The 14,801-nt window shown below is 64.1% G+C and carries 11 protein-coding genes; 5 read left to right on the top strand and 6 right to left on the bottom strand.

Going from position 1 to position 14,801, the window contains the following annotated elements; all coding sequences use genetic code 11:
• Positions 1 to 22 precede the first annotated feature (22 nt).
• A complete protein-coding gene (locus C4S68_RS00315; protein WP_103932075.1) occupies positions 23 to 1,684 on the top strand; it encodes a ribonuclease J in 1,662 nt (553 codons plus the stop codon).
• Here the strand turns inward: C4S68_RS00315 and C4S68_RS00310 are convergent.
• Positions 1,668 to 2,213, bottom strand: coding sequence for a MarR family winged helix-turn-helix transcriptional regulator (locus C4S68_RS00310; RefSeq protein WP_103931058.1), 546 nt, complete (start codon positions 2,211 to 2,213; stop codon positions 1,668 to 1,670). The two genes, C4S68_RS00315 and C4S68_RS00310, sit on opposite strands and share 17 nt — an antisense overlap.
• A 69-nt stretch (positions 2,214 to 2,282) precedes the next feature.
• Between C4S68_RS00310 and C4S68_RS00305 the strand changes: the two genes are divergently transcribed.
• Positions 2,283 to 3,425, top strand: a complete 1,143-nt coding sequence (locus C4S68_RS00305; protein WP_160114929.1) for an FAD-dependent oxidoreductase — start codon at positions 2,283 to 2,285, stop codon at positions 3,423 to 3,425.
• A gap of 4 nt (positions 3,426 to 3,429) precedes the next feature.
• Here C4S68_RS00305 and C4S68_RS00300 read toward each other — a convergent pair whose 3' ends face one another.
• The 5 genes from C4S68_RS00300 to C4S68_RS00280 form a co-directional block, all read right to left on the bottom strand.
• Entirely contained in the window at positions 3,430 to 3,996 is a 567-nt protein-coding gene (locus C4S68_RS00300; RefSeq protein ID WP_103931056.1) for a DUF2059 domain-containing protein, read from the bottom strand.
• 51 nt (positions 3,997 to 4,047) lie between these two features.
• Positions 4,048 to 6,303: an OPT family oligopeptide transporter gene (locus tag C4S68_RS00295; protein ID WP_103931055.1), complete on the bottom strand. Its 2,256-nt coding sequence runs from the start codon at positions 6,301 to 6,303 to the stop codon at positions 4,048 to 4,050.
• A 173-nt stretch (positions 6,304 to 6,476) separates the two neighbouring features.
• Positions 6,477 to 7,382, bottom strand: coding sequence for a tetratricopeptide repeat protein (locus C4S68_RS00290; RefSeq protein WP_103931054.1), 906 nt, complete (start codon positions 7,380 to 7,382; stop codon positions 6,477 to 6,479).
• 303 nt (positions 7,383 to 7,685) lie between these two features.
• Positions 7,686 to 8,372: a Fe2+-dependent dioxygenase gene (locus C4S68_RS00285; protein WP_103931053.1), complete on the bottom strand. Its 687-nt coding sequence runs from the start codon at positions 8,370 to 8,372 to the stop codon at positions 7,686 to 7,688.
• Between the two features lie 80 nt (positions 8,373 to 8,452).
• Positions 8,453 to 11,185 carry a TonB-dependent receptor gene (locus C4S68_RS00280; protein ID WP_103931052.1) on the bottom strand — a complete coding sequence of 911 codons (2,733 nt, stop codon included), beginning with the start codon at positions 11,183 to 11,185 and terminating at the stop codon, positions 8,453 to 8,455.
• Between the two features lie 435 nt (positions 11,186 to 11,620).
• Between C4S68_RS00280 and C4S68_RS00275 the strand changes: the two genes are divergently transcribed.
• The 3 genes from C4S68_RS00275 (at position 11,621) to C4S68_RS00265 (ending at position 14,722) form a co-directional block, all read left to right on the top strand.
• Complete coding sequence (locus C4S68_RS00275; RefSeq protein WP_103931051.1) at positions 11,621 to 12,211, top strand: DNA-3-methyladenine glycosylase I; 591 nt, start codon at positions 11,621 to 11,623, stop codon at positions 12,209 to 12,211.
• A 169-nt stretch (positions 12,212 to 12,380) separates the two neighbouring features.
• Positions 12,381 to 14,009: a M28 family peptidase gene (locus C4S68_RS00270; protein ID WP_235011250.1), complete on the top strand. Its 1,629-nt coding sequence runs from the start codon at positions 12,381 to 12,383 to the stop codon at positions 14,007 to 14,009.
• A 461-nt stretch (positions 14,010 to 14,470) separates the two neighbouring features.
• Positions 14,471 to 14,722, top strand: coding sequence for a hypothetical protein (locus tag C4S68_RS00265; RefSeq protein ID WP_103931049.1), 252 nt, complete (start codon positions 14,471 to 14,473; stop codon positions 14,720 to 14,722).
• Positions 14,723 to 14,801 lie beyond the last annotated feature (79 nt).

Below are 14,801 nucleotides of genomic sequence, written 5' to 3'. Positions count from 1 at the left end.
CCTGCGCTACACTGACATATTGATGCCTTCCGAGAAGCTGCAACTGATTCCGCTGGGTGGTCTGGGCGAGTTCGGCATGAACTGCCTCGCCCTCCGCTACGGCGATGACATTATCGTCATCGACGCCGGCCTGATGTTCCCCGAAGAGGAGCTGCTGGGCGTCGACATCGTCGTTCCCGACATCAGCTACCTCATCGAAAACCGCGATAAGGTCCGCGCCATTCTTCTGACCCACGGGCATGAAGATCACATCGGCGGCCTGCCATGGATCCTCTCCGAGCTCAATGTGCCGGTCTACGGCACCGAGTTCACGCTCGCGTACGTCGAGGGTAAGCTCGACGAGCATCGTCTTCTGGACGATGCCGACCTGATCGAGCTGCAGCCCGGCCGCCGCGTCACCATCGGGCCGTTCTCGGTGATGCCGATTCGCGTTACCCACTCGCTCGTCGACTGCGTGGCGCTCGCCGTACATACACCCGTGGGCATCGTGCTGCACACGGGCGACTTCAAGATCGATCTCTCGTCGCCCGACGGTCACCCGTTCGATCTGCAGGCCTTTGCCGACCTCGGCAAGCAGGGTGTCCTTTGCCTGCTGCAGGATTCGACCAACGTCGACCGACCGGGCTTCACGCCGGGCGAAAAGGCCGTCATTCCCCGCCTCGACGACATCTTCGCCGCCGCGCCGCGCAAGCTGTTCTTCTCGTGCTTCTCGTCGTCGATCCACCGCATGAAGATCGCGATGGACCTGGCCCACAAGCATGGCCGCAAGGTGGCGCTCATCGGCCGCTCGATCGACAACAGCGCGGAGATCGCGCAGGACCTCGGCTACCTGGAGCCGCCGCCGGGGCTGCTGATCAATCCGGGCCAGATCCGCGACTACGCTCCGAACCAGTTGTGCATCCTGATCAGCGGTACCCAGGGCGAGCCCATGTCGGCGCTTTCGCGCGCTGCGGTGGACAACCACAAGCACGCGAAGATCGATCCGGGCGACACCGTCCTGCTCAGCTCGCGCATCATTCCCGGCAACGAGAAGGCCATCTACCGCGTCATCGACCACCTGGAGCGCCGCGACGCCCGCGTGATCTCCGACGACGGCACCAACGGCCTGATCCATGTCTCCGGCCATGGCTCGCAGGAAGAGCTGCGCATGATGATCAACCTCGTGCGTCCGAAGTTCTTCGTGCCCGTGCACGGTGACTATCGCCACCTGAAGCGGCACATCGAGCTGGCAAAGGCCACCGGCGTCCCGGAGAAGGTGATCCTGCTCGAGGACGGCGAAGTGCTGACGCTGGACAAGGACCACGCCGAGAAGACCGGCAAGGTCACCACCGGTCGCGTCTGCATCGACAACAACTCCACCGCCGACGTCGTGGGCGACACCGTCATCCGCGACCGCAAGCACCTGGGCGCCGACGGCCTGTTCCTTCCGATCATCGCGATCAACCGCGCCACCGGTGAGGTCGAGGGCATGCCCGAGATCACCACGCGCGGCTTCGCGGCGGACGATCCGGAGCTGCTCCGCAACGCGCGCGACATCGTCGTGCGCACGCTGGAGAGCTCGAACGATGTGGAGCGCCGCGACTACGGAGTGATCAAGGACAAGATTCGCGCCGACCTCAAGCGGTTCCTGCAGAAGAACGCGAATCGCCGCCCGATGATCATGCCGATCATCCTGGAGATATAGCTCTTACGCGTTTTGTACCTGGAGCCCGTGGCCTTCGCGCCACGGGCGTTTTCTTCTGCACCTGCGCGTCCAGCGGCTCAATGGCGGGAGGGTCGCCCAGCTCCGCTTCCATGTTGGCGAGCCAGCGCATCAGCAGCACCTCCAGCGTCTCCATCTCTCTGGTGCTGAAGCCCTTGCTGGTCACGGCAAATCCGCTGACCAGCAGCTCGCGGATCTTCGGCATTACGCGCTTGGCCTTTTCGGTGAGGTGGATGCACTCGCTGCGACCGTCCGCGGGATTGGGACTTCGGAGGATCAGGCCATCCCGCTGCATGCGCGCGAGGGTCTGAGCCATGGTGGGCTGCTCCGTGCCAATGCGCCGCGCGAGCTCACGCTGGGTCATGCCGTCCTGCACCTTGAGCGCCGCGAGCACGGGAACGGCTGCGGCTCCAACACCCAGCGGGGACAGCCGGGACTCCAGCCAGCGCTGCCCCAGGCGGGCGCTGCGGTTGATGAGCATGCCGAGCGAGAGCGGAGCTTCGTGGAACATATGGAGATTTTATATTGGGGCCTATCTATTTGCATTGCATCCTATCCATCTACATAGCATCCTATGCATATGACCCACGATCTGCGCATCGCTATCGTCGGCGCCGGCCCGGGAGGCCTGGTGCTGGCCAACATCCTCGACCGCCATGGCGTCACGGCCACCATCTTCGAGTCCGACTCCAGCGCCACGGCGCGGGCGCAGGGCGGTGTGCTCGACCTGCATGCCGAAGGCGGCCAGTATGCCATGCGCGAAGCGGGGCTGTGGGAGGAGTTCCAGAGGATTGCGCGTTATGACGAGCAGGATTTTCGCGTCTACAACTGCCGCGGCGAGCTCGAGATCCTCCAGCTGACGAAGCCGGAAGACTTCGAGGTCGATCGATCACGGCCCGAGACGGATCGGCCTCAGATCCGCGCCGTGCTGTTGGGTGGACTCCCCGAAGGGACGGTCCGGTGGGAGCGTGCGCTGCAGAAGATCGTGCAGCCGGACCCCGTAGCGCCCGTGAGCCTGCGCTTTCGCAACGGCGTGGTGGAGGAGTTCGACCTCGTCATCGGAGCGGACGGCACGTGGTCGCGGGTGCGACCGCTGCTATCGAGCACGACGCCGCAGTACACCGGGGTCACGTTCTTCGAGATGCTCCACTCGAACGCTGCGGCGGTCGATCCTGCCAACGTTGCTCTCGTCGGCAAGGGAAATATGTTTGCCCTGGGAGAGCGGCGAGCGATCAACGGCCACCTGACGGCATCGGGTGGCGTGCATGTATATGCGGCGACGATGGCGGAGGAACCACCCGCGCGGGATGCGTTGGTGCGTCGCGACGACGTGCTGGCTCTGTTCTCAGGCTGGTCGCCGGGGTTGCTGCGTCTGCTGGAGACCGCTGAGCCCGTCGCGATCCCGCGACCGCTCTGGGCTCTTCCGGTGGGACACAGCTGGGAGCACCGCGCTGGCGTCACGCTGCTGGGCGACGCCGCGCATGTGATGTCGCCGTTCTCCGGCGAGGGAGCCAACCTTGCGATGCGCGATGGTGCGGACCTGGCCCACGCGATCCTGCGGGGTCTGCAGCAAGGCGCGGACCTCGATCAGCAGCTCCGAATGTACGAGGCTGATATCCAGGCCCGCGCCGCCGTGGCTGCGGAAGGAGCGATGCGTGGGCTGGAAGAGGCGTTCTCCGAGGATGCGATTGAGCACATCAGGGAGATGTTCCAGGCCCACTGAGCTGTCACTTGCCGGTGTCAGGGCTCTTGGGAGCGGGCGCCGTTGCCTTCATCTTGTTCCCATAGTCCGTGGTGATCTGCTGCAGCTGGGGCTGGAGTGCCTGCATGCGTTCCTGGACGATCTTCATGGTCTGCTGGCCGATGTCGGGCAGCTTCTCGAGGAGAGCCTTCCCTGAGGGCGAGTGGTAGAAGGCGATCATGCCGTCGAGCTCGGCGTCGGTGAAGTCGGCAGCGTAGATCTGCGAGTAGACCGGCTTCATGGCCTCCCAGCCGATGCTCTTCACGGCGAGATCCATGGCCTTCTGCTCATACTCCGCCATGATCTTGCGCTGCTCGGGGGTGGCGTCCTGCGCCCCGGGAGCGCTCTCTGCGGCGTGGGCGACCATGCCCTGCATCGTCTTGACCATCTGCTCACTGGCGCGCTCGACGTGCATGGCAGCGAAGAGCTCCTGCACCTTGGCCTGCTTGGCCGCATCGGTGGCCGAGGTCGCGGGTGCCGTGACGGGCTTGGTCTGCGCGGCGAGGGTGAACGGGGCCGCGGCCAGGGCTGCGGCGACGAGAATGCGCTTCATAGGTGCTCCGAATCCTTTGGGGTGATGGGCTTGCGTGATCGTCCAAGGTTACTAGGGTTGCCGGCTGTCCTGCTGCTCGACCTCTTCGAGGACAGCTTCGGCGGGCATGGGCTTGCGGGCGAAGTGGTAGAGGGCGAAGCCCAGCAGGGCGAAGCATACGACGCTGACCCGGTCCTTGTGCAGGGGGCCGTTCTGCGGAAACTGCGGGAAGGTCTTGTCGAAGGCCTGGAAGGCCACGCCGACGAGGCCCATGATGCCACCGGAGGCGATGAGCCCGGATGCGAACAAGCTGCCCGGCGAGACCTCGCTCTCGGCTTCGGTCTGTGGAGCGTTGCCCGCGCGGGCGATGGCCTGGTCCGAGAGCCAGCGCACCAGGCCGCCACAGAAGATGGCCAGCGTGGTGCCGATGGAGAGGTACGCTCCGACGGCGAAGGTGAGCGAACGCACGCCGAGCAGCTCGATCCCGATGACCAGCGCGACGCCGAGCAGCACGAGACCCCACGGCAGCTTGCGGCTCAGGATGCCATTGATGACCGTGGCCATGAGGCGGCCCTGCGGCGCGGCAGCCTTCTCGCTGCCGATACCCTGCGTCCACTGCACCTCGATCTGCTGCGTGGCGGGGTTGTAGAGGTACTTGCCATCCTCCAGCGTGGGCGAGCCGATGGCGTTGAGCAGGATGTAGCTGTGCGGGTTGGCCAGCGTGCCGGTGACAGGTGCGGAGGACGATGCGGTGGCACGCAGCTTCACCTCGTCGCGCGTGAAGTTGCCCTGGTTCTGCACGCCTTCCGGCAGAGCTGCCAGCGAGAACGTCTTTGGTTGCGGCAGTTTGCTGAAACTCTCAAAGCCCTTGTTGACCAGGTTGAGCGTGAGGCCGATGACCAGTGTGGAGATGACCACGCCGAACATGACCGCGACCTGCTGCTTCCAGGGCGTGGCGCCGATGAGGAAGCCGGTCTTGAGATCCTGCGAGGTGTCGCCGGCGTTGGAGGCTGCGATGCACACCACGCCGCCGATGGTGATGGCGAGAGCGCCGAAGGCTGGGGCGGTCCATCCCTTGACGAGGAAGATCGCGGCGGTGGCCATGAGGGTTGCGATGGTCATGCCGCTGACCGGTGAGGCCGACGAGCCGACGATGCCGACGATGCGGGCGCTCACCGTGACGAAGAGGAAGCCGAAGACCATGATGAGCAGCGATGCCGCGAAGTTCGCCAGCACACCCACCTGCGCTCCCGGCACCGGCTTGAACTGCAGGAAGACGAACATCAGGAGGACGAGCAATAGGCTGCCGCCAGCGACGACGCTCATGGGCAGGTCATGCTCGATGCGGGAGCGGGTGGGGGCCAGCTTGTCGTCCACTTTGGCTCCCATCTTGGAGAAGCCTGAAGTAAGCGCGCTGATGATGGTGGGGGCGGTGCGCAGCAGGGTGATGAGGCCCGAGGCCGCGACGGCTCCCGCGCCCATGGGCCGGACGTAGGTGCGCCACAGCGAGCTGGGATCCATCATGCTGATGGGCACGGTGCCCGGATAGAGCGGGCCGGGGAGGTGCTTGCCGAAGAAGACGATCGTGGGCATCAGCACCAGCCAGGAGAAGACGCCGCCAGCAAGCATGATGGCCGCGACGCGGATGCCGATGATGTAGCCCACGCCGAGGTATTCGGGCGTGACGTCGGCGCGGATTGCGGCGCCCTTCATGATCTGCTGACCGTTCGGGTCAAAGTTGAAGTTCTTATTCGGAGTCGCTGGAAACAGAGCCGTTAGACCCTCGTTCTGGAAGAGCGCATAAAGCGCGCCGAAGCCCAGGCCAAGGAAGACGCGGCTCGCGAAGGAGCCTCCGCGCTCGCCAGCCTTGAGGACCTCCGCGCAGGCGGTGCCTTCGGGATACGTGAGCGTGGCATGCTCTTCGACGATGAGCTGGCGTCGCAGCGGAATCATGAAGAGCACGCCAAGCCAGCCACCGAACAATGCCAGCGCGAAGATGCGGAAGCCTTCGAGGTCGAAGCCGAGGAAGACCAGCGCGGGCAGGGTGAAGATGACGCCCGAGGCGATGGACTGGCCTGCGTTGCCGGCCGTCTGCACGATGTTGTTCTCGAGGATCGATGCGCGGCCGAAGACTCGCAGAATGGAGATCGAAAGCACCGAGATGGGGATGGACGCTGCCACCGTGAGGCCGGCCTTGAGGCCGACGTAGACCGTCACCGCGCCGAAGATAATGCCGAAGATGGCCCCCAGGACGAGAGCCCGGACGGTCAGCTCCTTGGGGCTCTCATCGGCGGAGACGAACGGGCGATAGGTGGACGGTGCGGCCATGCGGCGGCTCTCCCTTACGCGCAGAGGTGTGGTGACTGCTGCTCGAATGGGAGTGTATCAGTGGGGGCGCGGATTGAGCGGTGATGGGACGGCCCGGAACCGGTCGAAGGAGACAGGACGATCGGGTCTCGAGTTGTGAGCTACGGGTCTCGAGCTAAAGGCCAGAAGCTGTGTTACTTACCCTTCATCTGCCGTCCATGGCGGCAGACGATCGCCAGCGGCTCCTGCGCGAGGATGCGCTTGGCCTGCTGACGGGCGTGACTGGCCCAGGGGCCTGTGGGGTCGAGCTTCGCGTAGGCGGTCCAGTGACGGAGCGCCTTGCGCGGCTCCTTCAGGCGCTCATAGGCCAGCGCGATGTTGTAGTGCGCATCGGCGTAGCCAGGAACGAGCTTGAGGGCCTGCTCGTAGGACTCGATGGCCTCGGGCAGCCGCTGCTGCTCATCCAGCACGTTGCCGAGATCGAAGAACGCGAGAGCGTATTCGGGATCGGCGATGGTGGCCTTGCGGTACATGCTCTCGGCGCCGGCAAAGTCGCGCTGGTTGTAGTAGATGGTGCCGAGGTTGATGGCGGCGGGAGCGTGGTTCGGCTGCAGTTCGAGGATGCCGCGATACATCTCTGCGGCCTCGCCGACGGTGCGGCTGCTCTCTTCGAGGCGCACGGCGCGCAGGAACATCTCCTGTGCCTGTGCGGCGATCTCCGGATGGGCCGAGGACGAGGTCCTCGCGGTCTGCATTCCAGCGCAGGGCGCCAGCTCGAAGTCGAATGCCATCTGCCGCGAGATCGGATTCACCAGTGCCCCCCATTGGCGAAAGACCACACCAGAACCTACCCGGACGGCAGCCGACTGCACCAGCGGATTGGCGAGCCCGGAGACCTTCTGCATGGCGTCCACGGAGCGGCGAATGCTGGAGACAGAGATACGGTTTGCGGTCAGGTCACGTAGCTTCCGCACTTGAGCGAGATCCTGGAAGCTGTATTCTTCCGTGCTTGGCACCAGGCCCGCCCGCTCCCACGTATTCAACTGACGGCTCGGCAACCTGAGGATACGGAGGACGTCTTCTCGGCGGTAAGCGTTCACGGCTCGGGGACTCTCGTTCTGGGAAGCTCGAGCTGATGCGTATAGCTCTTGTGCCGAGTATGTCGCCCAAGGCCTGTGGCTTCAAGGCCCTACATCGGTGGAAAGCAAGTTTTCAGTGGATATCGGGAACCAAACGAGGTTCAACCGTGACGGTACTGTCACAAATCGTGCTTTGAGGCCGTCCGGGCACGATTTGTGCCGTTACGTGGACAAGAAACAGGGCCCGCGCCATGAGGGTGACGCGGGCCTTCCGGTGCGATCGTGCTGCACCGAACTCAATGTCTCGGGATGCGTTGGCGAGGCCTACAGCTCAGCCCATTGCCGGAGCAGGTTGTGATACACGCCGGTCAGCTGCACGACGCTGCGCTGCACGTCCGTGGCGGGGTTCGAGGCCACGCGCTGGATGGCGTTGTCGAGGTCGAAGAGCAGTGAGCGCTGTGAGTCCTGGCGGATCATGCTCTGCAGCCAGAAGAAGCTGGAGACGCGAGCGCCTCGGGTCACGGGGGTGACGTGGTGCAGGCTGGTCGAGGGATAGAGGATCATGTCGCCTGCAGGCAGCTTGACGCTCTTGGAGCCGTAGGTGTCTTCGACGACGAGATCGCCGCCGTCGTACTCTTCGGGGTCGGAGAAGAAGAGCGTGCAGGAGAGGTCGGTGCGGATGCGGCCGCCGCTGGCCGCGTGCGTGCGGATCGCGTTATCCACATGCGTTCCGAAGGTCTGGCCGCCAGCGTATCGATTGAAGAGTGGCGGAAAGACCTTGAGCGGCAATGCTGCAGAACGAAACAGCGGATGCGTGCCTAGAGACTGCAAGATACGCTCGCCAACCTCGCGTGCTACTGGATGGTTTTCAGGGATCTGGGAGTTGTTCTTGCTTTGCGCGGACTGGTGGCCTGCGGTGACCTTGCCATCCACCCATTCGGCAGCGTCGAGACTGGCGCGCAGGCCGCGCACCTGCTCCCTGGTAAAGACCTCGGGGATCACAATCAACATGGGGTGTGCCTCATTGCTTTGCGGGTGCGGCCCGCTCCCGTGGCGGACCGCCTCTCGCGGTTAGGGACCAGATTGCTAGGTCAGAACTTGTAGTTGATACCGAACTGCGCGTTACGTCCTTCCCCGGGCACAAGGTGACCCGGGTGAGGCTGATCGATGAAGAATGCGTTGGTTAGGTTGATGAGATTCATCTGCAGGTTGAGGTGTTCCCCGATGGAACGCTTCAGCATGAGGTTTAGGGAGGTGTATCCGGCAACTGACTTTGGCACCAGGGCGACGGTCGAAGGATCGAGCAGCGTCTGGGCGTTGTACACGCCGACCAGCGCCGAGGAACTGGCGCGGCGCGCGGCCACATAATTGCCACCGAAGCCACCCACGAAGCCGTAGACGATCCTGTGCGTAACCCAGAAGTTGCCGGCGTTCTTCGGCACGTTCGCCAGCGGATAGCCCTTGGGGCTGATGAAGAAGGGTGCGGTGTTGGCGCGAGGGTCTTTGGCGGCGATCAGCACGTTGTTGATCGCGACGAAGGGCGAAGCGTTGAGGATGGACTTTTCCACTTCGCCGTCGAGGTAGGCGTAGCCGAGGATGAGGTCGAAGCTCCCCGGCATGTGGCCGAGCGCTCCGATCTGCACGCCGCGCACGAGCTGGTTGCCGGAGTTGATGATGTTGTTGGAGTTGGTGGGATCGGTCTCGCGGGCGTTGAGCTTCTCCGTGCGGAAGATGCTGCCGTTGAGGTTGAGGCGCTCGTGGAGGAACTCCCACTTGGCCCCGAGTTCGTAGGTCTCGTTGTACTCGGGCGGCGAGGTGGCGTTGTTGCCGCTGAGCGAGAGCGACTCGGCGGATGGATTGAACGAGGTGCCCCAGTCGAAGTAGACGCTTCCTTCCGGCCGCGGCTTGACGACGACAGCCGCTCGGTAGGTAGGCTGCTTGTCGAGGCGCTCGCCGGAGGCTGCCGCAGTGGTTCCGTTCTGCGGCGTGTTGGAGGTGGTGCTGAAGTAGTCGAAGCGCACACCACCGGAGAGCTGGAGCCAGCGGTTGATCTCCATGGTGTCGAGGAAGTCGACGCCATAGCTCTGCGAGGCCACATGGGTGGTGACGCCGGGCGTGGTCGCCGTGGGGGCGAAGGCGTCGTAGGGGTTGGGGTTCAGCAACGTGGTGTAGGGCAGCGTGTAGGCGGGGCGGTTCGGGTTGGAGCGCTCGCGCCCGCCTTCGAGCAGAACGACGGCGTTGTTGTTGATGTGGTGCACGCTGAAGCGCATGGCGGCACTGAGCTGATCCCAGAGCATGTCTTCCGTGGAGACGCCGTTGATCTCGTTGCGCTTCACCATCACCTGGCTCAGGGGCGTGTTGAACGGAAAGCAGGAGCTCGCGGCAGATGCGACGATCGCGCACTGGACGAGGATCTTCGTGTTTGCACCCTCATAGGCGTTGCTGCCGTCGGTGTTGGAGTAGACCACGCTGGCTGCCGAGTTGATCTGGGGCTCGGTGATGCGGAAGACGCGGGGGTAGTTTGCCCAGCGGAAGGAGTTGCGGAGCGTGACGAACGAGCCGAAGTCGTGATCGACCCGTGCTGTCAGGACGTCGGGCGTGGTCTTGAGGAAGTTGGCGTTGGCCAGGCCGTAGTAGGTGTTGTGCGGCACGTTCGGCACCGCGTTGCCGAAGTACGGCAGACCATAGTCGGGGATGTCGTTCTCGGCCTCGTGCAGATAGTTGAGCGTGGTGCGTGTTTTGGTATCGAGGCCGAAGCTGATGGAGGGAGCGATGCCGAAGCGCTTGACGTTGGTGATGTCGCGGCCAGCAACGCCAGCCTCTTCGCCGACGATGTTGAGCCGGGCAGCAGTACCACCGGGGATGGCCTTGATCTGCCGGTTGGCGTCGAGGGTGCCGCGGCGCATGGCGTCGGTGCCAAACTGTCCGCTGGCGATGACGAAGTTACGTTCCTCGGGCTGCTTGGTCTCCTGGTTGACGACGCCACCGGTCGAGCCACGGCCGAACTCCACCGAGGCCGGGCCTTCGAGCACGTCGACGGCGCTGTAGTCGAAGCTGTCGCGATAATAGGAACCGAAGTCGCGAATGCCGTCGAGGTAGATGTCGTTCCGGGCGTTGAAGCCGCGGATGGTGAGGCTATCACCCTGCGAACCACCCTCACCGGCGGCGATGGAGATGCCCGGAACGTTGCGGAGGGTGTCGCGCAGTGTGGTGTCGGCCTGCTCGCTGAGGATGTATTCGGGGACCTGGGTGACGGTCTGCGCCGTGTCCAGCAGCGGCTGCGGAAACTGCTGCAGCGTTACCTGACCAGCCTCGCCGGTGACCTCCACGTGCTCGGAGCTGCGGATGGCGATCTCGACGGTACCGCTGGCGGAGATCCAGCCATCAAGGCCGGTGTCCTCCAGGAGATGATGCAGCGCATGCTCCGGCCCGAGGTCGCCCTGTACCCCCCTGGTGTGGAAGGTGGCAAGCTTCTGCGGGGGCACCGAGGAGTGCACATGAAGGCCGACCTGCTGGGCGTAAGCTTCCAGAGCCGGTCCGAGGTCGCCAGCTGGAATGTCGAAGTGCTGGGGGTGCTGCTCGATCTCCTGCCCGTCGGGTGTGGAGGAGTTGCTGGCCGGGCGCGCCGGAGGCAGGTTCTCGGCGGTCAGGGCGTTGTCGGCCCCCTTAGGTGCGTCGGTCTGGGCAGTGGGTCCGGTCTGCGCGGCGGCGGCGGCGCCGAGCACACCAATGGTGGAGAGCACCGTCGCCTGGGCGACCTTGCGCCACGCCACGCTTCCATCCGAACTCCGCTGCAACTTCCTCTGCTTCTTCGTCTGCTTCATCGTTCCTTACTTTCCCTGTCGTCATGAGCGACGCCCCCTCAAACGCCGCTGGCCAAATCGAGACGCACGAGTGCAGCGGCGCAGGACGCGCGCCTTGTTCGTGGGTCCATCCGATCCATCGAATTTCAGTGGGTTATGGGCTGCCCCGCGCGTGTTCGCGGCGGGAGGAGGGTGATTGCGGCACGCCGACACCCGCGTGCGGGCATGGCGCGGCCAGAGTGGTCGTCATCGTACTTGCTCCAATGGACCGATCGAAGAGGGTCCCTCAACCCATCTCCGACCATTCGAGTCTCATATCTTGAGATAGCATATCGCAAATCTCGGACTATGCAAGTCCGAGATAAGAATTTCGCACGATCCGGGCGAAATTCGGCTGGCTGCCGGTTGCCGCGGGCGGTTGCGCTCCCAGTTAGTCTTGGTCAGGGAGATTGCTGGATGGCTGTTGGAGCTGACAAGAAGGTGCGCTGCGCGTGGGCTGGCAGCGATCCGCTGCTGATGGCGGACCACGACGAGAACTGGGGTGTTCCGGAGTATGACGGCCGCGCCCTTTGGGAGATGCTGGCGCTGGAGGGCTTTCAGGCGGGGCTCTCATGGCTGATCATCCTGCGCAAGCGGGAGGCGCTGCGGAAGGCGTTCCATGGCTTCGATCCCGCGCGGGTGGCGCGCATGACCGAGGCCGAGGTGGTGAAGCTGTTGGCCGATCCGGGCATCATCCGGTCGCGGGCCAAGATCCAGGCGACGATCGACGGCGCGAAGGTCTACCAGCAGATGAAGAAGGACGGCGAGGACTTCAGCGCGTGGCTGTGGGAGCTGGCGGGGGGAACGCCGCGGCTGGGCCACGGGCCGGTGCCGGCATCGACGCCCGTCTCCGAAGCGATGGCCAAGGCCCTGAAGAAGCGGGGCTTCAAGTTCTGCGGGCCGGTGATCGCGTATGCCTTCATGCAGGCCTGCGGCATGGTGAATGACCACGCACCAACGTGCTTCCGGCGTGCGGAGACCGAGCGGCTGGCGAAGGCTCGCAAGTAGCGGAGATTTGCGACTGGCCGGCTTGTTGCATTGCACGCCCGACTTCAATAGCTTGGTCACATCGCGAAATCCTGGGCTCCCGGTACCGCCTGCCGCAAGGCTGCGTGCGCTGGTCTTCCCTGCTCCGTCCACTGTCAGCCAACCTTCCGCTTCAACAAGGAGACGTCCCGTGAGTTCGCTTCGCTTCCGCCTGGCAGCCGCCGCCTGCACACTAACTCTGCTCTTCACGTCCACTGCGCCGGCGCAGGATGGAGACAAGGTGGACCTCGCCGCCTTGAACCAGATCAAGAGTGAAGCGTTCCAGCACTCGCAGGTGATGGAGAACCTGTTCTACATCTCGGAGGTCTACGGCCCGCGCGTGAACAACAGCCGCAACCATCGCGCGGCAGCCGAGTGGACCATGGAGCAGATGAAGAAGTGGGGCCTGAAGAACGTGCACCTCGAGAAGTGGGGACCGTTCGGCGATGGATGGCAGATCAAGAAGTACTATGGCGCGCTGGAGTCGCCCGCCTATGCTTCGCTGATCGGCTTCCCTCTGGCATGGACGCCGGGCACCAACGGCTCCGTGACTGCGGATGCCGTGCTTGCTCCGCTGCACTCGAAAGAAGACTTCGCGAAGTATCACGGCAAGCTGAAGGGCAAGATCGTTCTGATCTTCGATCCACGCGAGCTTGCGATGCACACCGAAGCGGAGGCGCATCGCCTGACCGACGCTGAGATCGAGGAGCGTACGAAGACTCCCGATCCTTCTCGCGGCGGATTTGGCGGCGGACGTCCTGGCGGTGCAGCGGCGCCTCGCCCGGGCGAGTACACGCCCGCAACTCTCTCCACCGCAGCTCCAACGGGCCGCGTCCTGCGCAACCAAGTGAACGCGTTCCTGAAGGAAGAGGGCGTAGCGGTGGCGCTGACTCCTGGCTATAACGGCGATGGCGGCACGATCTTCGCTTCGTATGGTGGCTCGGAAGATCCGAAGGACCCGGTCGGTCCTCCGATGGCGTCCATCACGCCGGAGCAGTACAACCGCATCTGCCGCTTGCTGCAGCATGGCATCACGCCCAAGCTGACCTTCGACATCGAGACCGAGTACCAGAAGGATGACCTGATGGGCTTCAACGTCATCGGCGAGATCCCGGGTACGACGAAGCCGGAAGAGGTGGTGATGGTGGGCGGCCACTTTGACAGCTGGCAGGGCGGTACGGGCGCGACCGACAACGGCACGGGCTCGTCGGTAGCGCTGGAGGCAGTGCGCATTCTTGCGACGCTGCACAAGCCGATGGCTCGCACGGTGCGCGTGGCGCTGTGGGGCGGCGAGGAAGAGGGTCTCTACGGTTCTCTGGCGTATGTGCAGAAGCACTTCGCTCCGCGCGACACGATGGTGAAGACGCCCGAGTACGACAACCTCGATGTGTACTTCAACGACGATTCGGGTTCGGGTAAGTTCCGCGCTGTGTCGGCGCTGGGCAATGCACAGCTTGCTGCCGTCTTCCAGTCGTGGATCAATCCGATCAAGGACCTGGGCATCGAGGCTGTCACTGGCCTGACCGCTGGTCCGACGACTGCGCCCGGAGGCACGGACTCGACGAGCTTCTCGTGGATTGGTCTCGACGGCATCGGCTTCATGCAGGATCCACTGGAGTATGGCTCGCGCACGCACCACTCCAACATGGACCTCTATGACCGCGTGCAGAAGGGCGATGTGATGCAGGGAGCGATGATTGAAGCGTGGTTCGCCTACAACGCTGCGACTCGCTCCGAGATGCTACCCCGCATTGCTACGCCTGATCCGCTCAAGAAGTAATCAGCCGGATGATCGAAGAGTGAAGGGCGGGGTTCAGGCCCTGCCCTTCGCTGTTGTGCCTAGTCACAAGCCTGGAACGGAGTCCTGCAGTTCCCTCAAGGTGACGGCCCTGCCCGAGGCAGGGCAATCTCATCCCGCGATTGGCTGGCTGGACAACAGGAACAGAACTGCAGGGACAAATTCAGCCGGTGACTCAGAAACCACAAGTCGCCGGCTGAATTTGTGTGCGAGCTAACGTGCGGCCCCGAGGCCAAACGGCTCACGAACGGTTCTGCGCAACTCCCTGCCCCGCGGGACGGGCAGGCTGGCGGGTCTTCCTCAAAGATCGTGCCTGGTGACGTAACTTCTCCACGATCAGCGACTTGTGCTTGATTTTTCGGCCTTGTCACACTTTGTCAGAACGGGTCACTGGAGTTTTTGCGCCGCTCCGCCAACGATGGCGGTCACGGAGCGTTGCTCGAATGACTGGACTCTACAACTGGCTGCGCGAGAGGGCGTTTTCACTTCGCCACGAGGTTCGCGAGGAGAGCAGTTCGTCCTCGATGCGCCGCGAGGTGACGGTGTATGAGCACCAGCGGCGCATCACGATGCCCCGCGGCACGGCTCCCGCTGACGCCTTTTGTCCGTGGTGCGGCCAGGCACTTCCTCCGCCGGAGCCTCCACCTGCTCCTGCTCCCGACGAGAGCACCACCGGTCCGCGGAGGATCAAGTGACTCCGCGCCCTCCCCTGCTCCCGGTCAGCCGACGCCCACCGGCTGCGCTGGCTGATTCCTTTGTCCGGCTCACTTCCCT

Origin of the sequence: Bryocella elongata, from assembly GCF_900108185.1 — a bacterium.
In the GTDB taxonomy this organism is placed as follows: domain Bacteria; phylum Acidobacteriota; class Terriglobia; order Terriglobales; family Acidobacteriaceae; genus Granulicella; species Granulicella elongata.
The sequence above is the reverse complement of the archived record's forward strand: the minus strand, read 5'-3'. Positions and strand labels throughout refer to the sequence as shown.

Coding starts and splice junctions, on each gene's coding strand:
- C4S68_RS00315 (WP_103932075.1), top strand. CDS start 23: ATGCCTTCCGAGAAGCTGCAACTGATTCCGCTGGGTGGTCTGGGCGAG.
- C4S68_RS00310 (WP_103931058.1), bottom strand. CDS start 2,213: ATGTTCCACGAAGCTCCGCTCTCGCTCGGCATGCTCATCAACCGCAGC.
- C4S68_RS00305 (WP_160114929.1), top strand. CDS start 2,283: ATGACCCACGATCTGCGCATCGCTATCGTCGGCGCCGGCCCGGGAGGC.
- C4S68_RS00300 (WP_103931056.1), bottom strand. CDS start 3,996: ATGAAGCGCATTCTCGTCGCCGCAGCCCTGGCCGCGGCCCCGTTCACC.
- C4S68_RS00295 (WP_103931055.1), bottom strand. CDS start 6,303: ATGGCCGCACCGTCCACCTATCGCCCGTTCGTCTCCGCCGATGAGAGC.
- C4S68_RS00285 (WP_103931053.1), bottom strand. CDS start 8,372: ATGTTGATTGTGATCCCCGAGGTCTTTACCAGGGAGCAGGTGCGCGGC.
- C4S68_RS00280 (WP_103931052.1), bottom strand. CDS start 11,185: ATGAAGCAGACGAAGAAGCAGAGGAAGTTGCAGCGGAGTTCGGATGGA.
- C4S68_RS00275 (WP_103931051.1), top strand. CDS start 11,621: ATGGCTGTTGGAGCTGACAAGAAGGTGCGCTGCGCGTGGGCTGGCAGC.
- C4S68_RS00265 (WP_103931049.1), top strand. CDS start 14,471: ATGACTGGACTCTACAACTGGCTGCGCGAGAGGGCGTTTTCACTTCGC.